The organism is Psychrobacter submarinus, from assembly GCF_904846685.1.
In the GTDB taxonomy this organism is placed as follows: domain Bacteria; phylum Pseudomonadota; class Gammaproteobacteria; order Pseudomonadales; family Moraxellaceae; genus Psychrobacter; species Psychrobacter submarinus.
This window is the reverse complement of the sequence record NZ_CAJHBQ010000002.1, coordinates 687863-711525: the sequence shown is the minus strand read 5'-3', so window position 1 is coordinate 711525 and position 23663 is coordinate 687863. Positions and strand designations below refer to the sequence as shown.

The following is a 23663-nucleotide window of genomic DNA, read 5'->3' as shown; positions in this document are numbered from 1 at the left end:
TGGTTAACCCTATAATGGATACAGGCTGCTCGAAATAAAACTAATACTCAATTTCCTATATAATAAAATCAACTCAGTTCTACTCATACATTACGACTCATTCATTTAATATAAGCTTTCTTGGCAATAAAAGCTTTTCATTAGCTAAAACGGTGCTCTATGTTCAACAACTCAACTCGCTTAAATAAATACATCAGAGAAAGTGGTATCTGCTCTCGTAGAGATGCGGACCGCTTTATTGAGCAAGGCAACGTATATATCAATGGCAAGCGGGCTCAAATCGGCGATCAAGTGATGCCTGGAGACACAGTAAAAGTCAACGGACAGCTCATTGAGCCGCAAGACGCTGATGACTTTGTATTTATTGCACTCAATAAGCCAGTTGGTATCGTGAGTACGACGGAAAAAGCTGAAAAAAATAACATCGTGGATTTTGTCAGACATGGGATACGTATCTTTCCTATTGGCCGTTTGGATAAAGACTCGCAAGGTTTGATATTTTTGACCAGCAATGGTGATTTGGTCAATAAGGTATTACGGGCCGGTAATAACCACGAAAAAGAGTATTTAGTAACAGTAAACAAGCCAATCACTGAGAGCTTTATTAAGGGTATGGCAGGCGGGGTACCGATTTTGGGACAAATGACCAAAAAATGCCCAGTGACTAAAGTAGCGCCCACGGTGTTCAACATTACTTTAGTGCAAGGTCTAAACCGTCAAATCCGCCGTATGTGTGAGCATTTTGGCTACGAAGTCGTCAAGCTTGAGCGTACGCGGATTATGAATGTCAATCTCAAGGGTCTTGCTATTGGAGACTGGCGCGACTTGACCCAAAAAGAGATGTCCGTTTTACTTAAGTCGTTAGAAGGCTCTGCGTCAGAGGACAGTAATGCTTCTAAGAGGTCTGCTAATACACGCCGCAAAAAATCTAATAATAATCGCTCTTCACAATCAAAAGGTACAAACGATAACAGTAAGCGCTCCAAGAATGGCGCTAAAACTCCAGCGCCTTCTAAAGGCGGTCGCCCTTTTGGACGTGGTAAGGCTACCGGCGGTAAGAGTTCTGGCGGTAATGGTAAGCGTCCTACTAAAGGCAAAGGGGGCAGAGGTTCGAAGCGTTCCTCTAAATGATAGCGTCAGTTGAAGATAAAAATGTTATGAATCTATTAAACGCGCTACTGGAATGCTCTTTTTAAAACATAAGTTGCGCAGCATCGAAGGAACGCAGCACGCCAGTAAAATTTATACCAGTAGCGCTATAATACTTTTAAGATGAATGGACTATAGCGTCAGACACGTACATATCATTTAAAAAAACGATTTAACACAACGCAAAAAAATCCTCACTACTCGTCAATGAGTTGTGAGGATTTTTTTTGAGCTATCTTTGAATGATTGTAATACCAGTCAGTAGATATTAGGCGTTGCTCTTTAGATACTCTAACATGGTGTCAGCATCTGATACTTCGAACGGGTCTATTGGGCAGTTGTCACCGAAGTTAGGTTCTTTGAACACCTTTTTGATTTCTTTATTATCGACATACATCGAATAACGCCATGAGCGCATACCAAAGCCAAGATTGCTCTTATCTACTAGCATGCCCATTTTACGAGTGAACTCACCATTACCATCAGGTAGCAAGAAGACGTTTTCACGGTTTTGCTTGAGACCCCATTGATACATGACAAAAGCATCATTGACAGAAACGCAAACGATTTCATCTACGCCAAGCGCCTTAAACTCCTCATATAGCTCTTCATAACGCGGTAGATGGCTGGTCGAACACGTAGGCGTAAAGGCGCCAGGTAGTGAGAACACGACCACTTTTTTATTAGCGAATAACTCATCCGTGGTCAGGTCATACCAAGTGAAGGGGTTATCACCGCCGATAGACTCATCACGAACACGAGTTTTGAACGTTACGTCAGGTACATGGCTAATCATTATTTTCTCCTATTTGGGGTGTGATCTTTATGGTTTTAATAGTGCATCGATATGATAGTAGTTATTGCAACTTATAAGCAAATTTTTAAGGTTGTAATATGGTTTGAATACTCGTGGTCTATTGTTAACGGTGACTCATTCGAATAAAACTCAGCCATGCTATACACTTTAAATTTGTAAATAGTAACGATTATCATTTACAAATGAGAATGTTTATTATATATTCTATCTGCTTTGTTACTCTATGTAGAGTCGATAACGATCTAGTAGCATCTCCATAGTTGCTATTTTCTTTTTCAAAACCAAACGAAGAATATCTTATGCCTAAACCTTCTCACAAGAAACCTTTAGTAAAAGCGATACAGCTCAGTTTTTTAATGAGTATCAGTTATCAAGCCTATGCCGCAACTGATCTTAACGATATGAGTAATGATATTAGTGAACCCGGCACCTCAGCGCAAACCACTGTGCCTAACCACTGAGCTAATCCCGCTTAAATCATCAATCATGTGATGATGAGGGGAGGTTATACGGACATTTTTTACGCTGTCAATATCTATCAATAAAATATTAAAAGCTAAGCTTGCTGGTAGAGGGTTGCAAACAGTTAAATAAAATATATACAAAACTACCTATTTATTACTATAATAGATAGATTATATCTATAATATAGAGAGCAAGTTATGGGAACTACAGTATTGGGAGGCTACAAACATTTCAAGTTGCTCAACTCACATTAAGACGTTGGATGAGGATGGTACGTTAATGCCAAGCGAACCGAAACGGGCATAGGCGATAAGGATTTAAGTGAAATCAGACCGCATTCCTTGAATACACCACCTAAATTAGACCGAAAACCATTGCTTATGCTCGTGCCGAGTCGATCAAAAAGACGACCTTACTTCGCCAGTCTCAAGTTTTGAACTTGTGCCAGGCAAGGCTGGACTTTGAGACGATTACCGATCTTGGTAGTGGAATGAATTATAAAGAAAGCGTTTAAAAAACCTGCTTGATGACATACTGGGCAATAAAGTTGAACGGCTGGTAATTACCCATAAAGACAGGCTTTTACGATTTGGTGCAGAACTGGTTTTCATGTTGTGTGAGGCTCGTGACGTTGAAGTGGTAATAATCAATCAAGGTGAAGAGTTGAGTTTTGAGCAAGAACAGCCAAGATGTATTGAGCTTATCACCGTATTTTCAGCGAGGCTAAGATGCCCCCGCAGCAAGAAAAACCAACAATTAATAGAGGCGGTTAAAAAGCATTATGATCCGTGGACACGTCGAACTCAAGCCAAACAACGTACAGGCAAATCACCTTGCTCGTGCTTATGTAAGTGAGAAAAGCCCACAACTGCTTGCATGAGTGGTAAGGAAGTGCGCTTGACAAAGCGTACCGTGATGCGTTTGGCCGCAGGCGTTGAGGTTGATACTAAAATCTAAACAAGCCCCTCAGGCGAAGCCTGTATCATGAATTGAACGCTGGCTAAGCGAATTATTCTACATGCTGGAAGTGACCAAATGCGCTCCGCAGGCGGCAATCATGCAGTTGGGTGATGCTTATAACAACTTCTTTAAAGGCTTAGCGAAATACCCAACCGCTCGTAAAAAAGGCCGTGACGATAGATTCAGTTTATCCAACGACCAATTTGCCATTAAAGGTAAATCCATTCGTATCCCAAACTTGGGCTGGGTTCGCTTAAAGAAGCTTTACGTTTTGACGGCAAAGATCACGTCAGCCACCATCTCTAAACGTGGCGGTAAGTGGTTTGTTATGTGGCTGTTGAAATACAAAAAGCTGTAATTCCTACTAAAAAGACAGGAAAGTGCTGGTGTTGATCTTGGTATTACCGACTTACTGGTTTTATCAGACGGCACTAAAATTAAAGCGCCAAAACCACTTCAAGCAAACCTTAAAAACTAAGAACGTTAAACAAAGCGCTCAGTCGCACTAAAAAAGGCAGTAAAAACAGAGAAAAGTTAAAACCAAGCTCTCTTGTTTGTGCACCTTATAAGATCAGTGGCTAGGTGATTCTCTCCATCAAATCACAACAAGTCTGGTTAATGAGTTCGATGTGATTGCGATTGAGGATTTGAATGTCAAAGGTATGGTTAAGAACAGGCGGCTATCAAGAGCTATCAGTGACTTGCTTTTTTGAGTTTAAGCGACAGCTATCTACAAAGCCACTGAGCAAGGCAAGGTTAGAAATCAGTCGGACCTTTCTACCCAAGCTCAAAAACCTGTTCAAACTGCAATCATATCCTTGGTAAGATGAGCTAACATTGAAAATGCGTGAGGACAGTGCCCTAACTGTCAGGTTTCTCATGACCATGACCTCAACGCCAGCATCAATATTTTAAATAACGCGACTGTTATTTTAACAGCTGCATAATCCTGTTTATTGGACGGTGAGTTCCATCGCCAATTAAAAAAGTCTGTGGAGTCGTGGTCAGTCTAAATCTCAAATGAGAAATAGCGCGTGACAATGAAGCAGAAAGAAAACGTCAAACCTATCTAATAGTCAATATTGGCTAGGTTTGAGTAAGATTTTTGGAACGGTTTAGACAGTTCAGTAGGTTACAACCCGTCAATAGCTAGTTATCTAACCTATTTATTACACATGACTTGTTACTCTTTATTCAGTTAACTGCAAAATCGGCTGACCATATTCTACGACTTGGCTTTCTTCAACTAAAATCTCATTAACCGTGCCGGCTTTATCGCTGGTAACGGGTAGCAGTTTCGTCAATACTTCAACAAATCCAATGGTTTGACCTATCTCAATTGCATCACCTTTTTGTACCACATTATCCGTCGCGCCATCGGCACTTAAGCGCATATAGCCAACGTGAGGAGAGCGTACTTGTAAAGCCTCTTGGTCTTGGGCATTGTTATTTTTTGCCTTAAGAGAGGAATTAGTATTGTCGCCTGCCTCGATTGATGATGAGTCTATAGGATTTCGAACAGAGCTTTTAGCGGTACGAGAACCATTAACCACACTAATAGATTGATCGTTGTCCTCAATGGTTATTTGATATACCTGACTAGCTTCTGTCAGTTTTACTAAGCGCTCAACGGCAGCGATATCCATAATATTATCCTTATCTACTATATCTACTATTTAAAATCAGTTAACTCATACCCCTAACTAAAATCCCTAATTAATACCTAAGTACTGAGCAATAGTCATCGCACTAAGCACACTCATAGCCACAGCGATAACCCAGCCAAACGCGGCGATCCAAATGGGATGTTTGTAATTACCGATGATATTCTTTCTATAAGCGGCGATCAGGATAATCACCATTGCTATTGGGAGTACCAAACCGTTCAATGTACCGACCAGCACCAGCACTTGCGCCGGCTTACCGATAGTGGCAAAAACCAGGGTGGAGACGACGATAAAACCAATGATAAAAAAGCGCTTATATTCTTCGATAAAGGGGTGAAAATTGGTCATAAAAGACACTGAGGTATAAGCGGCGCCAATGACTGAGGTCACAGATGCCGCCCAAATGACGATACCAAAGATGATTTTACCGACGTTACCTAAGATATATTGAAAAGGTGACATCGCAGGATTGGTTGGGTCTAACGCGTAACCTTGTGAGACCACGCCCAAGACGGCGAGGAATAAAAACACCCGAACGATAGAGGCAATTAAAATACCTGAGACCGAACTTCTCGTCACCGAGTCAAGATTCTCTTCACCGCTGACCCCCGCTTCTAATAATCGATGCGCGCCTGAAAAGGTAATATAACCACCGACCGTGCCGCCGACTAGAGTGACGATAGCCACCGCGTCTATCTTATCGGGCATAATGGTTTTGGTAGCGGCTTCAGCTAACGGCGGATCAGATTTAAACACCACATAAATGATAAGTATGATCAAGATAAAGCCCATCAGCTGGGCAAATCTATCCATAATAGGTCCGGTCTCTCGGCCTAAAAAGATGGCGACCGCGATAACCCCGCTAATGAGCGCGCCGGTAATGGGAGAGATGTTAAACACCGACTCCATGCCTAGCCCCGCGCCGCCAATATTACCGATGTTAAAGGCCAGACCGCCAGCGACAATCAAAAAAGATAGCAAATAGCCCACGCCCGGGAACACCAAATTGGCAATCTCTTGCGCGCGTTTTTTGGAGACAGCGACCACGCGCCAAACGTTAAGCTGTACCCCAATATCCATAATAATAGAGATTAAAATCACAAAACCGAAGCTTGCCAGCAAGCTTTCGGTGAAAGTAGCGGTTTGAGTCAAAAACCCGGGCCCTACCGCTGAGGTTGCCATCAAAAAGGCCGCGCCCAAAATGGCGGTATTGTGTTTTTTTATGGTGCTCATAAACGTCCTTGTTTAGGGTTTTTATTATATGTTGACTCTATAACGACTACTGACTATCTGTTATTTACTATCTATGCCGATATCTCAATACCTTGCTGCTGCAGCTGCTCTTTGATACTTTTAGCAAAAGCTACCGCATGTTCGCTATCACCGTGCAGACAGATGCTTTGCGCCTCGACCGGGACTTTTTTGCCGTCAACACTGGTCACTACCCCCTCGGTAATCATCTCAAGCGCGTGCCGGCTGGCCTCTTTAGGATCGGTGATCAACGCGTTGTCCTTGGTGCGTGATACTAGCGAGCCGTCATTTTCATAGTTTCTATCGGCGAATACTTCAGAGATTACTTGCATATCGTGCGCTTTGGCGGCTTTAACTAAATGACCGCCTGATAGGCCCATGATTTTAAGACTAGGGTCAAAGCGTTTAATCTCACTGACCACGATATCTGCTAAGTCTTTATCAACCGCAGCTTGGTTGTATAGCGCGCCGTGCGGTTTGACGTAATCAAGCGTGACGCCGACCATATCGCATACCGCTTTGGTAGCCCCAAGCTGGTAGCTGATAAGGGCACGGTAGCCATCTTCGTCTAAGTCTTGCTGCACCCGACCAAAGTTTTCTTTGTCATCAAGCCCCGGATGCGCGCCGACGCGCACGTTATGTTGTTTTGCCAGCTTGAGGGTGGCGAGCATCTCGGCATAGGAGCCGGCGTGCAGACCACAGCTGACATTGGCAGAGCTGACTATAGTAAGTAGTTTATCATCTTGGCCGCAGCCTTCGGCGACATCAGCGTTTAGATCAATTTTCATGAGCGTACTCCTTGATACGTGCGATATAACGTTGTCTGTTTTGGCGCTGCACTAAAGCGTCTTTTATGGTCAAAAGCTCGAACTGACACTCCTTACCATATCGAATTTGCGCCAGTAGGCCAATATCGGCGTCGATGACGCTGGCGATTTTGGGATAACCGCCTGTGGTTTGCGCGTCAGCCATCAGAACGATAGGCTGTCCTTGCGGCGGGACTTGAATCATACCGATATCGACGCCGTGCGAGCTCATTTGTAGCGGCGCGTTAAGCTCAAGTGCTTGTTCGCCTTTGAAGCGATAACCCATACGGTTACTACTGGTTTCTATCTTCCAGCACTGCTTAAAAAATAGCTTTTGCGAGGCGCTAGTAAAGTAGTCGTATTCGCTGTTTTTGACGACTCGAATGATACGAGTATCGGGTAAGGCGGCAACGCCTATGTTGGATAATTGGGAAGAGGTGTTTAATTTAATGACATCGTTTTCTTGAATGAATCGACCTTTAAAGCCGCCAAAACCTGCTTTATCATTGGTGCTAGAAGAATTTAAAATTGGCTCGACAGCAAAGCCGCCATGGACACAAAGGTAGCTATACATGCCTTTTAGGGGGCGTACTAGTTTTAAGATCTGTCCGGCTTTGGCATTGATGCGCCAATAGCAATGGATACGCTTATCATCTAAATAAGCTTCGTATAAAGCGCCTGTGATACAAAAAGCAGTGTCTTTAGTAAATTCTAGCGTCAAGCCGCCTAATGTGATCTCTAAAGCCGGCTCGTTTAATGCATTTTTGATTAAAGCGTTACCGGCTGCAAAGGCCCAGCGATCCATCACGCCACCTCGTTGCACGCCCATACTACGATAGCCAAATCTACCGAGGTCTTGGATACTAGCAAGGGCATTGCAGGCTAAAACTTTCATCACTACCGCCTATTTTTATCGTTAATTTATTGTTTTGAGATTATTCATCACTCATAAATATCAATAGCGCTAAATTTAAGCGTATCACCGGCGGTTAATAGCGTAGGCGTCTCCTTGGATAAATCAAATAACTTGGTTTCTGTTTGTCCGAGTAGCTGCCAACCGCCCGGAGAAGCAAAAGGGTAGATACCCGTTTGCTCGCCGCCAATACCGACCGAACCTGCTGGAACTTTGGTGCGCGGATTGGTATGTCTTGGGAAGTAAAGCGCTTCCGCTAAGCCACCAAGGTAGGGAAAGCCGGGCTGAAATCCAATGAAGTACACCGTATACGTCGCTGCCGTATGCTTCTCGACGACCTCTTCAACAGATAAGCCCAATTCAGCGGCCATAGATTTTAGATCAGGGCCATACTTGCCGCCGTAATGTACAGGAATCTCGACATGCTTACCTTGAATCTGCTTTTGCTCGGGGTTGGCGCTTAATTCGGTGAGCGTTTGTTGCAGGTTGTGAAGCTGTTTATAAGTTAAAGGGCTGATAAACACGCTCAGCGTATTCATACCGATGACTACCTCGCTCACCTCTGGCAACTGTTGCACGCTATCTGCCAGCGCCCAGCACTGTTGCTGCTTGGCAAGCGTGGTCGGCTTGGGGAAAAATAACACCAAATTGGTTTCGCTACACAGCTGCCACTGCGGCGGCTCAGATACTGTGGTTTCTGTAACGGTTGCGTCTTGAGTAGCCATAGATCGCGATTCCTTTTGGTTCTTGTTTCTACATTCTAGTTTTAGTTAAGACCATTTAAAAATGCTGCACATGATAAAAAATATGTCAGTTGTCTTTGATAATGCTTTTTACTTTTTACTCAATTACTTTTTACTCAATATTCTCAGCGATCCACTGCGATAGATAATGAATACTTACTTGGCCTTTGTTAAATTCGGGATCAGCAAATAGTTTTTGGTGCAAGGCAATATTAGTATCAATACCTTGTATCTCAGCTTCTGATAGTGCCGCTTGCATCTTGTCGATAGCTTGCTCTCGCGTTGGCGCATGGACGCAGATTTTGGCAATTAAGCTATCATAAGAGGGCGGGACGGTATAGCCCGATTCGATATGGCTATCGACGCGAATGCCAAATCCTGCTGGCAAGTGACAATAATCGATACGTCCGGGGCTGGGCATAAAGGTATAAGGGTTTTCAGCATTGATTCGGCATTCAAACGCATGACCGTTAATTCTGACGTCTTGTTGCGTATAGCTCAAAGGCTGACCTGCTGCTACCAATATCTGCTCTTGCACGATATCGACACCAGTCACCAGCTCAGTAATGGTATGCTCAACTTGGATACGGGTATTCATCTCAATAAAGAAAAACTCGCCGTTTTCATATAAAAACTCAAACGTCCCTGCGCCAATATAATTCATCTTTTGACAAGCCAGCGCGCAGCGTTCACCGATTTGTACGCGTTGTTCAGCGCTAATGCCGGGAGCAGGGGCTTCTTCAATCACTTTTTGATGACGGCGCTGCATCGAGCAATCGCGCTCGCCTAAATGAATGGCGTTGCCCTGGGTATCAGCAAGGACTTGAATCTCGACATGACGCGGCGCTTGTAGATAGCGCTCTAGATAAACCACGGAGTCGCCAAAATTGGTTTTGGCTTCCGCTTGGGTCATTGAAATGGCGTTTATCAGGTTCTCTTCACTCTCAACCACGCGCATACCGCGCCCGCCGCCGCCACTTGCCGCTTTAATAATCACCGGATAACCGACTTCTCTAGCGATTTTAAGCGCGGCTTCTTTGTCGCTTGGCAGTGCGCCATTAGAGCCGGGCACACAAGGGACGCCAGCCTCTAGCATTTGTTTTTTTGCCGCAACCTTATCGCCCATGCTTTTTATGTTGTCTGAAGTTGGACCAATAAAGGTTAATCCAGCTTGGGCGACACGCTCAGCAAAAGCGGCATTTTCTGCCAAAAACCCATAACCCGGATGAATGGCCTCAGCGCCCATAACTTCGGCAGCGGAGATGATCGCTTCTTGGTTCAGGTAGCTTTTGGTAGCAAGGGCAGGACCGATACAGATCTTTTCATCGGCAAGTTTTACGGGCAGCGAGTCTTTATCGGCTTTGGAGTAGACGATGATGGAGGTGATGCCCAGCTGTTTGCAGGCACGGATGATACGTAACGCAATCTCGCCACGGTTGGCGATAAGAATTTTTTTAAACATGAAGCTGTCCTTGCAGATATAGTCCATTTGATGGCTTAAATACGGTTAGTAATATAGGCAATATCTAATCCAGCTAATATATCCTAGCTAGGACTAATCATAAACAGCGCTTGGTCAAATTCAACCACATCACCGTCTTCGACCAAAACCTCTTCAATACTGCCGGCGCGATCGGCTTTGACTTCATGCATGATTTTCATCGCTTCTATTACGCATAACGTATCACCTGCTACCACGCTATCGCCAACGCTTACAAAGACATCGGCGCTCGGGTCAGAGCGGCGATAAAAGGTGCCGAGCATCGGAGCGGTGATTTGGTTGTTTTCGCTGGCTGTTTCTGTAGTTGGTTTATCTTTAGCAGCGCCAGCAGAGTCGATATCTTGCGCAGAAGAATTGCCATTAGGGTTTGTAAAGGAGTTTGTAGAGGTATGATCTGTGCTAGTAGAACTGTTTCTACTATTGATATGACTACGGTCTTGATTGCTGCTTTGATTAATTTGATTACCGCTTTGATTAAAAGGAGGCTGACAAATGATAGAGATACGCTTACTGCCGTCAACGACTTCTAGGGAATCAATGTTGGCACGTTCAGCAATGTTAATGAGCCTTTCTACATCGTTAAAATTGATATTCATATTTTCATCCATATTCTTTGCCGTTTTATTAAAGTAAAAGGCAGACAATAGTCCATTACTGTTTATACTAAGTCATTTGTAACTATGCAGAAAGTAATGAAATATTGCGCTTAGTAAGTCGTTGCTAAAATTAATGGGCTTACAATGTATAAGTCACTATAGTCAATCAATATTAAAAGTGGTACAAGGCAGACGAGTGCAAGTACTACAGTAGTAGGCTAAACGAGTCTAACGCTGTAACACTTTAATAGTGGTTCGACTATAAGATACTCATATTGAGCTATTAGCAACAATACGCTTTAAGGCTTTGCTGATGCCTGTTGGACTGTAATTAAAACGCTGGGCTCGCTCATAATGATAATCGTCAGGGTGGTCTTTGACATCTTGAGCTAGGGCTTCATCCTTTATTTTGTAGGGCTTAATATATCGGGTGGTTTTACTATGAAGACGCTTTTTCCACTTCTGGATAGTCGTTGGACTGATATCATAGAAAACAGCAGCTTCGACAAAGGTCATGCCCTCATCTAAGCTTTTAAGAACTTGTTTGCGATAATCTAGGGAGTAAGTCATGGTCATTTGATTTGTGGAGTAATTGAGACAGTGTTTAGTTAGTAAATCATAAAGGCTTTTCTTCGTTAAAAATGGCTAATTACCACCAATAAGTTGGATACTGTCTGTCCTTGCCTAAACTATTGTAAAATAGTGGTCAACTAATTTTGCGTGTGATAAGAAGTAGGCTAATCATATAGCCAAGTAGCACAACACTGAGGTGAGATAATGGTTATTCGAGAAGTATGAACAGGTAAGCGCGGAAAATACCAAGCAGCAGTCCGATATGTTATTTATATTTGGTGAAGGTCTTATTATAGCGGCGCAAACACGCCCTAATATTACCAGTGCTATAAATTTTACTTGCGTGCTGTGTCGTCGCAGCCAGAGGCTGCGCAACCCATATTTTAAAAAAAAGCATCCCAGCAGCATTGTATCGGTTTTATAGTGATTCAATTATACTGGAAACCTAAAAATTTTTTAGCTAGCATTACTTGCGTGTATTCCGAGAAGTATAGAGTTAAACGCTTTTCTATTTTGTTTGATTGATAGTTGGCAAAGACAATCGTCTATACTTAGCAAAGTGTTTAACAAAACTGCTAATATCTTATAAAACTAAATAAACAACACGCCGCATAGACCAACCACCGCCAGTACACGCTGGATCATCAGGCTGTCTTGCAAGTGAGTATTTAGGTAAGTGGCAACGCCTCTACCCACAGTATACAGACCAAGCATGGCAATAATCATACCGATGAAAAAGCCTGTTGTGCTACTGTTAGCGGGCACTTCGATAGCGTGCGCTGCCCCATGGAGCATAGCGAGTGCAGCAAAGCCTGCGATGGCTAAGTTATGCCACGTTTTCACCGACGCTTCATTGCTTTGATTAATGCCGTTATTATTAAGCCTGATATTAAAATAGCGGCTCATCAGTGCCATGGTGAGTAAGACGATAGACAGTACAATGCCGGACTCAATAAACGTACTGTTTAAGCTCATATTTAAGCTTAGGGCAAAACCTGCCACTAAACCTAAGCTCAACGACACAAAGCCTTTTTTAAAGCTGTGCATTTGCGTCAAGAGCATGCCCATACCGAGCGCTAGTACAAGATGATCCAGCCCCGTCAAAGGGTGCATGATACCTGACAGTACTGAGTTGCCAAAGGCTCCATCAGCTGTCATCACCCCATGCCCAGGGTGAGCAAATACTAGTGTTGGCAGTCCCGTTAACAAAGATGACAGTGCTAGAGTGCGAGTCATTGCCGCCTTATCGATTAGATTTTTAGCTGTCTTATTTTTAGTCATGGTTTTTGAAGCTTGTGTGCTCATGATGTGTCCTTAATGGTTTAATAAGTCGATATATAGTCGAACCACTATTAAAGTGTTACAGCGTTAGACTCGTTTAGCCTACTACTGTAGTACTTGCACTCGTCTGCTTTGTACCACTTTTAATATTGATTGACTATAGTCAGGGGGTTGTAGAACATCTATTTATACGCCGCACCTTATGCCGCGCTAATCATGCCTTTATCTAGGATAAAGGTAACGATATCATCGAGACCTTCGCCGGTTTTCATGTTACTAAAGACCACGGGCTTATCGCCGCGCATCTTTTTGGCATCGCGCGCCATCACCTCAAGTGAGGCGCCTACTAAGGGGGCAAGGTCGGTTTTATTAATAATAAGTAAGTCAGATTTCATAATGCCAGGTCCGCCTTTACGAGGGATTTTATCGCCTGCTGAGACGTCGATGACATATAGGGTTAAATCAGATAATTCAGGGCTAAAGGTCGCCGCCAAATTATCGCCGCCAGATTCGATAATAATAAGCTCAAGCCCTGCAAATTGGTGTTGTAGTTCAGCGATGGCAGATAAATTGATGGAGGCATCCTCACGGATAGCAGTATGCGGACAGCCGCCCGTTTCGACACCGCGAATACGCTCGGCTGGCATGGCCTCGTGACGCGTTAAGAATTCAGAGTCTTCTTTGGTATAAATGTCGTTGGTCACCACTGCCATATTGACGTCATCACGCAAGCGTTGACACAATCTTAGCGTGAGTGCGGTTTTTCCTGAGCCAACGGGACCGCCAATACCTAAACGTAGAGGAGATAAGCTAGTCTCTGAATGGGTATGGTCGGCTTTGGGTGTAAGTGCCATAAATAAATATCCTCAATAAAGTCGTGAGTAATTAAAAGTTTGGTACAAATAAATAGTGTTTAAGTGAAATAGTGTGGGTTAGCACTCAAGAGCGAAACAAACGGCTATATTGTCTTTCATGCTGACATGACAGTATCGCTAAATTCGGCAAGTTAGCTGACATATGCAGCTCTTGATAAAGCAGGTTTAGCTTTAAGATGCTAGTCTCCTCTAGGCTGTTAGCCGCTAACGATAGTTTTTGCACCTGCAAAAAGCTTTGCTGAACGCTAGCCGCTAAGGGCGGTATGCGCTCACTTAATAACTGCTGCAACTGCCAGATGATACGCTGGCCTGCCATTTGTCCAAGTGGTACAGTCTTGACCGCCGCCAGCACCATGTTCTCAATTTGCCCAAAAGCATAGGTAGTCATAGCTTGCGCAGGCTCAAGTTGCCAATACGAGCTGATATGCGCAAATAAGGGTAAAAACCCATGAGCAAGCAGACGATCAGGCACGTCAAGCTCAAGCACATCACCAAGCCAAGCCGATAAAGACAGTGCCAGTTGGCTCGACTCATAGACAAACTCTTTGCTTTCGCGGCTGGCGTGGTAATCGGCACCTAAAGCATCAGCAAGGGCGTTATCATCACTCATAAGCGCTGCCATCATAAGCGCCAATAGCGGTAGCTCGTAACGACATAATGCCAGTGCTAGATAGTCGCTCATAAACTCCAAGCTACTGGCCTCGTCACAAATAAGCCCGGACTCAATAGCCGGTTCTATACCTTGTGAATAGGTGTAACTACCGATCGGCAGGTTACTTGACGCCAGCATAAGCAAACGTCCGGTCACGTCTATATCTATAGAGTTTAGCGCAGTTATCGCGTCTATTGCGTCTACCGTGTTTGCGCTCGATTGCGCTAAGGGCGTATCATGATTAGTCATAAGCGTTGCCATCGCTATGCGAATGTCCGTTATCGCTTTGAGCGCTTTGAGCGCTGTGAGTATGAGCATATGCATAAGCATGGCTGTGATGAGCGTGACTGTGTCCATGGCTATCAGTATGGCTATGCGCATGACCGTGAGCGTGTCCCCCGTGCTCACCTTTATAGGCTCCCGTTTCTGGTTCAAACGCTGCTTGTACGGCTTGGGTATGCAGCCCTAACTGACCCAACATTGCCTCTAAGACATGATCAGGCTCAAAGTACAGAGCGTCGGGGGTAATCATTAGAGGCACATGGCGGTTACCTAGATGATAAGCGCCCCTCATAAGATCAAAGCTATTATCAGCAGTGACTTCAATTAACGCTTGCTTAGCGGCCATCACTTGTATGAGTTCGCCGTGCTTATCGGCCAGCACACTGCCATTTTTGATAGTTTCTGTGCGTGGTAGGTCAATACCGACGTCTTGTTGCTGCTGCGTTTGCGCTTTAAATCGGCTACGCTGACGGGTATCGAAATCGAGATATAAAAAGTGCTGTGCCTGTTTTTGATCATCAATAACGGCTTGCTGCTTGACGCTAAGCGCTGCTGGGTCGAGACGCTGTGTATATATTTTCATAAATTGCTTTATCGTCCGTTCAAATAGGGGAATAGGGGGTTGATGTCTAGTGAGCTGAGTTAGCACTACTATAAAAGCCCTTTAGAATAAAAAGTAACGCTGAGCCATTGGTAAATAGTCAGCAGGCTCACAGGTCAACAGCTCCCCATCAGCATGCACCTCATAAGTCTCTGGATTGACTTCCATAATCGGGCAGTAGCTGTTAAATTTCATATCTTGTTTTCGCATTTGACGAATGTTGTGTACTGCTTTAATGACTTTATTTAGTCCCAACTGCTTATCAACACCTTTCTCTAAGGCAGTACGCGACATAAAGGTGATACAAGTTTGCGCTACTGTTTTGGAGAAGCTGCCAAACATAGGGCGATAGTGGACAGGCTGCGGGGTAGCAATGGAGGCGTTAGGGTCGCCCATAGGCGCGGCAGCTATCAACCCGCCTTTGATAATGTTGTCCGGTTTTACCCCAAAAAACGCGGGTGACCATAAAATCAGATCCGCCCATTTGCCAACTTCAATAGAGCCGACCTCATCGCTGATACCATGGGTAATAGCGGGATTGATGGTGTATTTAGAGATATAGCGTTTGATACGAAAGTTATCATTACCGCTATCAAAGTCGGTATGACTTAAGGTGATATGTTCTGAGGACTGCTCCGTTTTGGCCGTTTGGTCAGGTGCTAAGTGACCACGCTGCGCTTTCATTTTATCAGCGGTCTGCCACGTGCGAATAATGACCTCTCCTACGCGCCCCATCGCTTGCGAGTCGCTGCTCATCATGGAGATGGCGCCCATATCTTGCAAAATGTCCTCAGCAGCAATAGTCTCGCGGCGGATACGACTCTCAGCAAAAGCCACATCCTCGGCGATGGCTGGGCTTAAGTGGTGACAGACCATGAGCATGTCGAGGTGTTCATCGATGGTATTGACCGTAAAGGGACGCGTCGGATTGGTTGACGACGGCAAGACATTAGGCTCACCAATGGCCTTTAGGATATCTGGCGCATGACCACCGCCTGCGCCTTCGGTGTGAAAGGTATGGATACAGCGCTCTTTAAAGGCAGCTAACGTGCTATGCAAATAGCCACTTTCATTTAACGTATCGGTATGGATAGCGACTTGCACATCGTACTCATCAGCCACACTCAAGCAGTTATCAATAGCCTGCGGTGTTGAGCCCCAGTCTTCATGCAGTTTTAGACCGATAGCCCCCGCTGCAACTTGTTCGATAATAGGCTCAGGTAAGCTAACGTTACCTTTACCAAGCAGCCCGATATTCATAGGAATAGCATCGCTGGCTTTTAGCATACTTTGAATATGATAAGCTCCTGGCGTACAAGTAGTGGCTAGAGTGCCCTCGGCAGGCCCAGTACCGCCGCCAAGCATGGTGGTGACTCCAGACATCAAGGCCGTTTCGCATTGCTGCGGAGCAATAAAGTGAATGTGGCTGTCAACACCACCAGCAGTTAGGATTTTGCCTTCTCCAGCGATAATCTCAGTCGCTGCGCCAATCGGCAGAGTCACATTGGGCTGAATATCAGGGTTGCCGGCTTTGCCAATACCGCTAATGCGACCCTCTTTGATAGCCACGTCGGCCTTATAAATACCGGTATAGTCAACAATCAAAGCATTGGTGATAATGGTGTCGGCTACTTGACTACCAAGCAGCTGTGATTGGCCCATGCCATCACGGATGACCTTGCCGCCGCCAAACTTCACCTCCTCACCGATACTGACGCTACACGTATTAGGACGCTGGTCGATGTGGCTGGTCAAATCATACTCCACTTCAAGCCATAAGTCGGTATCGGCCAAGCGCACTTTGTCGCCTGTGGTCGGGCCAAAGTGCTCGGCATGGATGCGTCTATCCACGCGTTTTTGCGAGGTGTGTGGCGTGCTCTTGATATCGGCCGCTCCCATCACTTTACCTGCAAAACCATAGATGTGCTGACGACCTGCGATGGCAACCAGCTCTACTTCGCGCGCTTGCCCCGGCTCAAAACGTACCGCAGTCCCGGGTACGATGTTGAGGCGGTAGCCAAGCGTGGGTTCTCGATCAAAGCTTAATGCCTCGTTGACCTCAAAGAAATGATAATGCGAGCCGATCTGAATGGGACGGTCACCTGTATTGACGACCTCTACGCTTTGCACGCAGCGACCCGCATTTAGGGCCATATCACCTGCTTTGATTCTATATTCGCCTGCTTTTATCTTTTTATTTTTGCTCATTTTTGTCATCCTTCATGGCTCTATAGGTCTTACTAGACAATAGGGTTGTGTACGGTCACAAGTTTTGTGCCATCAGGGAAGGTGGCTTCGACTTGTACATCGTGAATCATCTCAGCAATACCGTCCATGACATCATCAGTTGAGAGATAAGTCGCGCCTTCACTCATTAGCTGCGCTACGGTTTTGCCATCACGGGCGCCTTCCATAAGCAGCATACTGATATAAGCGATGGCTTCTGGATAGTTGAGCTTGACGCCGCGCTCTTTACGACGTTCAGCGACCATGCCGGCGGTAAATAGCATGAGTTTGTCTTTTTCGGTAGGGGTTAGTTGCATCGGATTATCCTTAATAGCCTTAATAATGAGTGGTCATATTATTTGTTTATTTACTTATCACATTAGGGCGTGTCCCTAATTCAAGCGTTTATGACTAAACGGGCTAAAAATGGCTAAATCTTTAGCAAACGGTGTCAAATAACTGGTCAATATCTTGATATTACCTGCGCTATTTTCCTTGTTTGCCTTTAATTTATCTCATTTTTATCACCATTTTTAAAATAGGGACACGCCCTAGTCACATCGCTGTTGATCAATAGAGTCTATTGTCAAAAGCTATCGCTTTAGAATAGGTCAGAATTAAAAACTAAGTGTCCCAAATCCTTGGTCGATGCGGCTCAAGCGCATACCATTTGCGCCTGATAAGCTCGCGGGCTTGGTAAAAGGCTTCAAAACAAGCTCGTACATCAGACCCTAGGTAGCGACAATTGATCCCTTGATAGTTGTGCGTACAATAAATGGGTAGCGACTGTTTATCGGTAAGACTGCGTATCTCGCTGATCGTCTCATCTAAATACTGTCCCAGCTTTAATGGGTTGTTTTGTAGCTCTGCTTCAATGGTATCAATGCTGGGTATGGCCCAAAACGAGCCATGCACGTGCTGATTATTTAGCCCGAGTGCTGAGGTAAACCAGCGGGTATCGGCCTGCTGCGCGGTATGCTCTTTGACCAATAACACGTTATCTCGCCATATCTCTAAACGATTGGCATAGTGACCATGAGCAAAAGTCTCTCGGTACGCTTGACGACCAAACACGGCGATATCCCAAGTGAGCAAACTGGCGGTTTGGGTTAAATAAAAGCGGTTAGTAGCGTTAGAGACAGAGTGATCGTAATAAATGCTCTCTTGGGGCAGCCACTCAAGGATAGCGTGGTCATCGAGGTAGGCGCTGATATGTTGTACGGCCTCAACCGTAGCGCTTAATAAGCGCTTATCAAGCAAAGTGCTGCTACTGCTGTCTATAGGCTGACTTGGTTTGCTACATTTTTGTGCTTCGCCATAATGCGCTTGGCGCTGCGCCTGTCGTTGCCCGTACCATTTGCCCGCGCCTGGGGTAGTAATCACCGCGTGACTATTGGCCTCTAGCTTGTACTCCAGTGTTAAGCGGTCATCATCCGCGATACCAGCGGGAGGATATAACACATAGATATGACAAATCCCTGCTTGGTGATCAGGCTCAGGATACAGTGCGCGTTGTACCACCAGTGCCCCAGTATGGGCACGGTGATACAGCCGAGTTTTTGCCGCGTCAGCTGTATGGTCAAAATAAAGATGTAGCGTAGATTGCCAAGTCAAAATAAAATGTTCCTTTTGAGACGTATGCTATTAAAAAAGCGCTTTTAGATGGCTACCAACTCTTGAATGTGGTTGTTTGCCATATCCTCTCCTGCGCCCTGAGCGACCACTTGTCCGCGCGAGAGCACGGTGTAGTTATCCGCCAGCTCCTCTGCAAATTCATAGAACTGCTCAACCAGTACAATCGCCATATCCCCTTGATGGCCTAAATCCTTAATGACCCGTCCGATATCCTTGATAATTGAGGGCTGGATGCCTTCGGTAGGCTCATCGAGTACCAGCACGCGCGGCTCTGAGGCCAGTGCGCGCGCGATTGCCAACTGCTGCTGCTGACCCCCTGACAGATCGCCGCCGCGCCGGTGCTTCATCTCATCGAGTACCGGAAAGATGTCGTATAAGTGTTTGGGAACGCGCCCCGCTTTGCTGCGGGAGAACTTGGCCATACCGATCAAAATATTTTCCTCTACCGTCAGTGTTGAGAATATATCGCGCCCTTGGGGCACGTAAGCGAGTCCGGCGCGCACGCGCTGCTCAGGAGTGAGCTTACTGATGTCTGTACCATCGAGGACAACCTGTCCTGACTTGATTGGGAGTATGCCCATCAGACATTTAAGCAAAGTGGTTTTGCCAACGCCGTTACGCCCGAGTATTACACTGCACTCGCCAACCGGCGCAGTAAATGAAACGTCACGCAAAATATGACTGCCGCCGTAGTACTGATTGATTGCCTTAACGTCTAGCATAGAGGCTCCTATGTTTAAATGGTTTTAAGCAGTAAAAGTCAAGCCGTTAGCGTCCAAGATAGGACTCAATGACCGCCTCATTTTCTTGCACCTCAGCTAAAGTACCTTCGGCTAAAATAGCCCCTTGGGCAAGTACCGTGACCTTTTCACTAATGGCATCAATAAAGCTCATATCGTGCTCGACGACGATTAAGGTATGATTTTGTTTGAGGCGCAGACATAGCTCAGCGGTGTGCTCGGTTTCAGCGTCCGTCATACCAGCGACTGGCTCATCGAGCAAGATAAGCTTAGGACTTTGCATCAGCAGCATACCAATCTCCAACCACTGCTTTTGCCCATGCGAGAGGAGGCCTGCGGGCAGGCGGGTCTTGTCTGTCAAGCGAATCTGCTCAAGGGTCGCCTCAAGTGTGTTTCGAGTATCGGCATCAAGCCTACGGCGCAAACTGCCCATTACGCGTTTGTCCTTGGGCGCGGCAAGCAGTAAATTATCGAGCACGCTAAAGTTCTCAAACACCGTCGGTTTTTGAAACTTGCGCCCGATACCCGATTCTGCGATTTGTTCTGTTGACATAGTCGCCAGATTATAGGTTTGCCCAAAGAACACGCTACCTTCGGTAGGACGGGTTTTACCGGTTATCACATCCATCAAGGTTGTTTTGCCCGCGCCATTAGGACCGATAATACAGCGCAGCTCTCCTTCTTCGATGTATAAGGACAAGTTGTTCAGCGCCCGAAATGAGTCAAACCAGACGCTCACTTCCTCAAGGTACAGCGCAATACCGTGGCTAAAGTCTGCGCCGCGACGCTTAGGGTGACTCAAACCGTCGCTGTGGTCGTCATCGTAGTCGTATTCATCAAGCGCCTTAGCTGTCATAGCTAGCGACCTCTTAGGCGCTTTATCAGGTAAATTGCTAGACAGCTTAGAGACAAGCGATGTTGATAAATGATTATTGAGCATCAGATTTTTCCTTTTTAAAGCGTCCAAGCAGACCAATAATGCCGTTTGGTAAAAATAGGGTGACAACGACGAACAGACTGCCAAGTATTAATAGCCAGACCTCAGGGTAGGCGACGGTAAAGTAAGTCTTGAGCGCGTTGACTACGCCTGCGCCTAAGATGGCACCGATAAGATTACCGCGGCCACCAGCAGCGACCCACACGGCCATCTCAATAGAGTTAATCGGGTTCATCTCGCCAGGATTAATGATGCCCACTTGCGGGACGTACAGCGCCCCTGCGATACCAGCGATAACCGCTGATAGCACCCATGCCGATAGCTTGTACCAAAGCGTGCGATACCCTAAGTACTGCAAGCGGTTTTCACTATCGCGAATAGCGCCAAGCACGCGCCCGTAAGGCTGACCCATCAAATAACGCAGGCCAGCATAAGATATCAGTAGTGCCAGTGCGGTCACAAAGCACAAGGTAGCGCGCGTGGAGGCGGCAGTAATGTCGTAGCCCAAAAGAGTGGTAAAACCGGTAAAACCATTGTTGCCACCAAAGCCTGTCTCATTACGAAAGAACAGTAAGGCCGCCGCGTACGTCATAGCTTGGGTAATAATCGAGAAGTACACGCCTTTTATTTTTGAGCGAAAAGCAAAGAAGCCAAAGATAAAGGCAACGATACCTGGCACCAATAGCACCAAAGCGCTCGCCCACCAAAAGTGCTGCGTCCCTGCCCAATACCACGGCAGCTCAGTCCAGCTCAAAAAGCGCATAAAATCAGGGATACCGTCGCCTGCGGTCTCGCGCGTGAGGTACATACCAAAGGCATAACCGCCAAGCGCAAAGTACAGCCCATGCCCTAAGCTCAAAATACCCGCGTACCCCCAGACTAAATCTAGGGCCAGCGCCACCATCGCTAGCGCCATAATCTTACCAATAAGGGTAATCCAGTAAGCGGAGAGGTGAAAAGGAGAGGTGATAGGCAGCAGATGCAGCCACGGTACGATAAGTAATAGCAAAAAGCATAAGCCGATAAATACAGCGCTGCGCGGGGTATCAGATAATAATGTGATGATTCTCATAGCCTTCTCCTTAATCAACAAAACGGCCTTTTAGTGCAAATAAACCTTGTGGCCGCTTCTGAATAAACAGAATCACAAGAACCAGTAATACAATTTTGGCAAGCACCGCGCCAATACCAATCTCAAGCACCGTACCACTGACGCCTAAACCTAAAGAGGCGAGCACTGCGCCCCATACTTGACCGACACCGCCGACGACGACAACTAAGAACGCGTCGATGATATACGTCTGACCTAAGCTGGGTCCGACGTTGCCGACTTGCGCGAGTGCGCAGCCTGCCAATCCTGCCAGCCCCGAGCCAAGGCCAAAGGCCAGCATATCGATGCGCGCAGAGGGGATACCAACCGCGCGTGCCATCTGCCGATTTTGCGTTACCGCGCGTACAAATAGCCCAAAGCGCGTTTTGTTAAGTAAATATACCAGTAGCAGCAGAATAATGACCGTAAAGCCGATGATAGCGATGCGGTTATAGGGAAGGGCAAGGCTTGCGGACACTTGATACGCGCCGCTAAGCCATGAGACATTGCTGACCTCAACGTTTTGCGCGCCAAACACCATGCGTATCAGCTGCATCAAAATTAAACTGATACCAAACGTCGCCAGTAGGGTCTCAAGCTCACGCCCATAGAGCGGACGGATCACGATACGCTCGATGACCATACCGATCACAGCGCTAACCAAAAACGCACTGGGTATCGCGGCGAGTAAGTACCAGCTTGCCATCTCAGGCAGATAGGCTTGAAATAGGTTTTGCACCACATAAGTGGCGTACGCGCCAATCATAATCAGCTCGCCATGTGCCATATTGATGACGCCAAGCAGCCCAAAGGTAATTGCAAGCCCTAGCGCTGCTAGTAGTAAGATACTGGCGGTACTAAGACCGGTGAACAGATGCCCCGACCATGTACTGATCGAGATGCGCTGCTCAATACTTGCTTCAGCCGCCAGCAACGCCGTCTCAAGATTAGGATCAAGATTGTCGTTTGCCAACGCCTGTTTGACATCGATTAACACCTGCGGGCTATCGCTGTCAGCGAGCACGTCAAGCGCGGCGATTTGGGTAGCCACATCGCCATCGCGAAAATTTAGCCTCGCCTGCAAGGTACTAAGCGCGGCGCTCACCTCCGCGTCATCTTCGCGCACGGCTGCTGCGCTGACGATTGCAGGATCTATTTGTTCGATGTTATCAGCAAGGATACTCACCGCTTGCAAGCGCTGCGCCGGATCGTCTGAATCCAGCTTCACTTTTGCTTGCCCAAACACCAGTGCGGAGCGCAGGGCATTAGTCAATGTTACTTGCGCCAGATCGCTTGGCCATTCGTCCGTCAGATCTCTATCAGGATAGGTAAACAGCTCGTCATCAGCGTTTAGCAAATAAGTTTGCCCACCGTTGCCTTGATACAGCTCATCATTATCAATCAGCTCAACTAACGTATCGAGACTCTCAGCGGAGCCTGGCCACTGACCCAGCATCGCTTGGCGCTGACTAAAGTCTGCAGCCACAAACTGCTCAATGGCATCGCCCTGACTGTTAATTGGACTGTTAATTGGACTGGTAACTGGACTGGTAACTGGACTGGTAAGCGCGGCAGGCGTAGTCAAAGACTGCGCATTTTGCGTAAGCAAACTCTTATCATCGCTGGCAAGATTAGAGGTGGTCGCTACTGTATTGGCAGGAGAATGACTATCTACTGCGGTGTCGTCAGCCGAAGCGGGAAGCGGGGTTAAAGCGAGCATAAATGCTAAGCAAAGAAGCACAAATGATAGACTAAGACTAACAGCACTAAAGGCCTTGTTAAAGCCGCTAGCCTGCGCGTCATATATAAAAGAGGGATAAGGCGACATAGTGGAATCCTTTTTTATAATCAACACTCCTCCAACCCTGCCAAGCTAGCCTATAGCTTGGCGGGACTATCAAGG

The 23663-nt window shown here is 46.1% G+C and carries 22 protein-coding genes and 2 pseudogenes; 4 read left to right on the top strand and 20 right to left on the bottom strand.

The features are described from left to right. The first annotated feature begins 159 nt into the window (after positions 1-159). A complete protein-coding gene (gene rluF, locus JMY03_RS09210; RefSeq protein WP_201603159.1) occupies positions 160-1131 on the top strand; it encodes a 23S rRNA pseudouridine(2604) synthase RluF in 972 nt (323 codons plus the stop codon). A gap of 286 nt (positions 1132-1417) precedes the next feature. Here rluF and JMY03_RS09205 read toward each other — a convergent pair whose 3' ends face one another. Continuing rightward, on the bottom strand, positions 1418-1945 hold the full coding sequence (locus JMY03_RS09205) for a peroxiredoxin (protein WP_037058515.1): 528 nt from the start codon (positions 1943-1945) through the stop codon (positions 1418-1420). A 320-nt stretch (positions 1946-2265) separates the two neighbouring features. On the opposite strand from JMY03_RS09205, the gene JMY03_RS09200 reads away from it, so the two are divergent. The 3 genes and pseudogenes from JMY03_RS09200 to JMY03_RS13165 all read left to right on the top strand — a co-directional run bounded on the left by JMY03_RS09200 (position 2266) and on the right by JMY03_RS13165 (position 3749). Next, on the top strand, positions 2266-2427 hold the full coding sequence (locus JMY03_RS09200; RefSeq protein WP_201603158.1) for a hypothetical protein: 162 nt from the start codon (positions 2266-2268) through the stop codon (positions 2425-2427). A 523-nt stretch (positions 2428-2950) separates the two neighbouring features. Then, positions 2951-3286: pseudogene (locus tag JMY03_RS13170) on the top strand (hypothetical protein); the annotation flags it as partial. A 202-nt stretch (positions 3287-3488) separates the two neighbouring features. After that, a complete protein-coding gene (locus JMY03_RS13165) occupies positions 3489-3749 on the top strand; it encodes a hypothetical protein (protein ID WP_227675569.1) in 261 nt (86 codons plus the stop codon). An 832-nt stretch (positions 3750-4581) separates the two neighbouring features. Here the strand turns inward: JMY03_RS13165 and JMY03_RS09190 are convergent. The 19 genes and pseudogenes from JMY03_RS09190 to urtB all read right to left on the bottom strand — a co-directional run bounded on the left by JMY03_RS09190 (position 4582) and on the right by urtB (position 23588). After that, a complete protein-coding gene (locus JMY03_RS09190; RefSeq protein ID WP_201603156.1) occupies positions 4582-5037 on the bottom strand; it encodes an acetyl-CoA carboxylase biotin carboxyl carrier protein in 456 nt (151 codons plus the stop codon). Positions 5038-5103: 66 nt separating this feature from the next. After that, positions 5104-6291 (bottom strand): NRAMP family divalent metal transporter, encoded by a 1188-nt coding sequence (locus JMY03_RS09185; RefSeq protein WP_201603154.1) that lies wholly within the window; start codon positions 6289-6291, stop codon positions 5104-5106. Between the two features lie 71 nt (positions 6292-6362). Continuing rightward, entirely contained in the window at positions 6363-7097 is a 735-nt protein-coding gene (pxpA, locus tag JMY03_RS09180; RefSeq protein WP_201603152.1) for a 5-oxoprolinase subunit PxpA, read from the bottom strand. Further along, a complete protein-coding gene (locus tag JMY03_RS09175; protein WP_201603149.1) occupies positions 7087-8010 on the bottom strand; it encodes a 5-oxoprolinase subunit C family protein in 924 nt (307 codons plus the stop codon). The genes pxpA and JMY03_RS09175 overlap by 11 nt, the downstream gene beginning before the upstream one ends. 47 nt (positions 8011-8057) lie before the next feature. Next, a complete protein-coding gene (gene pxpB / locus JMY03_RS09170; RefSeq protein ID WP_201603147.1) occupies positions 8058-8753 on the bottom strand; it encodes a 5-oxoprolinase subunit PxpB in 696 nt (231 codons plus the stop codon). 130 nt (positions 8754-8883) lie between these two features. Further along, positions 8884-10233 (bottom strand): acetyl-CoA carboxylase biotin carboxylase subunit, encoded by a 1350-nt coding sequence (gene accC, locus JMY03_RS09165; RefSeq protein WP_201603145.1) that lies wholly within the window; start codon positions 10231-10233, stop codon positions 8884-8886. An 83-nt stretch (positions 10234-10316) separates the two neighbouring features. Continuing rightward, on the bottom strand, positions 10317-10868 hold the full coding sequence (locus JMY03_RS09160; protein WP_201603143.1) for an acetyl-CoA carboxylase biotin carboxyl carrier protein: 552 nt from the start codon (positions 10866-10868) through the stop codon (positions 10317-10319). Positions 10869-11138: 270 nt separating this feature from the next. Continuing rightward, positions 11139-11438, bottom strand: coding sequence for an IS630 transposase-related protein (locus JMY03_RS09155; protein WP_201603141.1), 300 nt, complete (start codon positions 11436-11438; stop codon positions 11139-11141). A 594-nt stretch (positions 11439-12032) separates the two neighbouring features. Continuing rightward, the gene (locus JMY03_RS09150; RefSeq protein ID WP_025643658.1) at positions 12033-12746 is read right to left on the bottom strand and encodes a HupE/UreJ family protein; all 714 of its coding nucleotides are present in this window, start codon (positions 12744-12746) and stop codon (positions 12033-12035) included. A gap of 176 nt (positions 12747-12922) precedes the next feature. Beyond that, positions 12923-13576, bottom strand: a complete 654-nt coding sequence (gene ureG, locus JMY03_RS09145; protein ID WP_025643656.1) for an urease accessory protein UreG — start codon at positions 13574-13576, stop codon at positions 12923-12925. Positions 13577-13661: 85 nt separating this feature from the next. Next, positions 13662-14498 (bottom strand): urease accessory protein UreF, encoded by an 837-nt coding sequence (locus tag JMY03_RS09140; protein ID WP_201603139.1) that lies wholly within the window; start codon positions 14496-14498, stop codon positions 13662-13664. Continuing rightward, positions 14491-15114, bottom strand: a complete 624-nt coding sequence (ureE, locus tag JMY03_RS09135; RefSeq protein ID WP_201603136.1) for an urease accessory protein UreE — start codon at positions 15112-15114, stop codon at positions 14491-14493. Before ureE ends, JMY03_RS09140 begins: the two co-directional genes overlap by 8 nt. 81 nt (positions 15115-15195) lie before the next feature. Continuing rightward, the gene (gene ureC, locus JMY03_RS09130; protein ID WP_227675568.1) at positions 15196-17340 is read right to left on the bottom strand and encodes an urease subunit alpha; all 2145 of its coding nucleotides are present in this window, start codon (positions 17338-17340) and stop codon (positions 15196-15198) included. A gap of 32 nt (positions 17341-17372) precedes the next feature. Next, positions 17373-17675 carry an urease subunit gamma gene (gene ureA / locus JMY03_RS09120; protein WP_025643648.1) on the bottom strand — a complete coding sequence of 101 codons (303 nt, stop codon included), beginning with the start codon at positions 17673-17675 and terminating at the stop codon, positions 17373-17375. 307 nt (positions 17676-17982) lie between these two features. Beyond that, complete coding sequence (locus JMY03_RS09115) at positions 17983-18972, bottom strand: urease accessory protein UreD (RefSeq protein ID WP_201603134.1); 990 nt, start codon at positions 18970-18972, stop codon at positions 17983-17985. 44 nt (positions 18973-19016) lie between these two features. Next, complete coding sequence (gene urtE, locus JMY03_RS09110; protein WP_102077817.1) at positions 19017-19715, bottom strand: urea ABC transporter ATP-binding subunit UrtE; 699 nt, start codon at positions 19713-19715, stop codon at positions 19017-19019. A 46-nt stretch (positions 19716-19761) separates the two neighbouring features. Beyond that, a pseudogene (gene urtD, locus JMY03_RS09105) lies at positions 19762-20523 on the bottom strand (urea ABC transporter ATP-binding protein UrtD); the annotation flags it as partial. Positions 20524-20662: 139 nt separating this feature from the next. Further along, a complete protein-coding gene (urtC, locus tag JMY03_RS09100) occupies positions 20663-21742 on the bottom strand; it encodes an urea ABC transporter permease subunit UrtC (RefSeq protein ID WP_201603131.1) in 1080 nt (359 codons plus the stop codon). A gap of 10 nt (positions 21743-21752) precedes the next feature. Continuing rightward, on the bottom strand, positions 21753-23588 hold the full coding sequence (gene urtB, locus JMY03_RS09095) for an urea ABC transporter permease subunit UrtB (RefSeq protein ID WP_227675566.1): 1836 nt from the start codon (positions 23586-23588) through the stop codon (positions 21753-21755). Positions 23589-23663: the final 75 nt, after the last annotated feature.

Coding starts and splice junctions, on each gene's coding strand:
- rluF (WP_201603159.1), top strand. CDS start 160: ATGTTCAACAACTCAACTCGCTTAAATAAATACATCAGAGAAAGTGGT.
- JMY03_RS09205 (WP_037058515.1), bottom strand. CDS start 1,945: ATGATTAGCCATGTACCTGACGTAACGTTCAAAACTCGTGTTCGTGAT.
- JMY03_RS09200 (WP_201603158.1), top strand. CDS start 2,266: ATGCCTAAACCTTCTCACAAGAAACCTTTAGTAAAAGCGATACAGCTC.
- JMY03_RS13165 (WP_227675569.1), top strand. CDS start 3,489: ATGCAGTTGGGTGATGCTTATAACAACTTCTTTAAAGGCTTAGCGAAA.
- JMY03_RS09190 (WP_201603156.1), bottom strand. CDS start 5,037: ATGGATATCGCTGCCGTTGAGCGCTTAGTAAAACTGACAGAAGCTAGT.
- JMY03_RS09185 (WP_201603154.1), bottom strand. CDS start 6,291: ATGAGCACCATAAAAAAACACAATACCGCCATTTTGGGCGCGGCCTTT.
- pxpA (WP_201603152.1), bottom strand. CDS start 7,097: ATGAAAATTGATCTAAACGCTGATGTCGCCGAAGGCTGCGGCCAAGAT.
- JMY03_RS09175 (WP_201603149.1), bottom strand. CDS start 8,010: ATGAAAGTTTTAGCCTGCAATGCCCTTGCTAGTATCCAAGACCTCGGT.
- pxpB (WP_201603147.1), bottom strand. CDS start 8,753: ATGGCTACTCAAGACGCAACCGTTACAGAAACCACAGTATCTGAGCCG.
- accC (WP_201603145.1), bottom strand. CDS start 10,233: ATGTTTAAAAAAATTCTTATCGCCAACCGTGGCGAGATTGCGTTACGT.
- JMY03_RS09160 (WP_201603143.1), bottom strand. CDS start 10,868: ATGAATATCAATTTTAACGATGTAGAAAGGCTCATTAACATTGCTGAA.
- JMY03_RS09155 (WP_201603141.1), bottom strand. CDS start 11,438: ATGACTTACTCCCTAGATTATCGCAAACAAGTTCTTAAAAGCTTAGAT.
- JMY03_RS09150 (WP_025643658.1), bottom strand. CDS start 12,746: ATGAGCACACAAGCTTCAAAAACCATGACTAAAAATAAGACAGCTAAA.
- ureG (WP_025643656.1), bottom strand. CDS start 13,576: ATGGCACTTACACCCAAAGCCGACCATACCCATTCAGAGACTAGCTTA.
- JMY03_RS09140 (WP_201603139.1), bottom strand. CDS start 14,498: ATGACTAATCATGATACGCCCTTAGCGCAATCGAGCGCAAACACGGTA.
- ureE (WP_201603136.1), bottom strand. CDS start 15,114: ATGAAAATATATACACAGCGTCTCGACCCAGCAGCGCTTAGCGTCAAG.
- ureC (WP_227675568.1), bottom strand. CDS start 17,340: ATGAGCAAAAATAAAAAGATAAAAGCAGGCGAATATAGAATCAAAGCA.
- ureA (WP_025643648.1), bottom strand. CDS start 17,675: ATGCAACTAACCCCTACCGAAAAAGACAAACTCATGCTATTTACCGCC.
- urtE (WP_102077817.1), bottom strand. CDS start 19,715: ATGCTAGACGTTAAGGCAATCAATCAGTACTACGGCGGCAGTCATATT.
- urtC (WP_201603131.1), bottom strand. CDS start 21,742: ATGAGAATCATCACATTATTATCTGATACCCCGCGCAGCGCTGTATTT.
- urtB (WP_227675566.1), bottom strand. CDS start 23,588: ATGTCGCCTTATCCCTCTTTTATATATGACGCGCAGGCTAGCGGCTTT.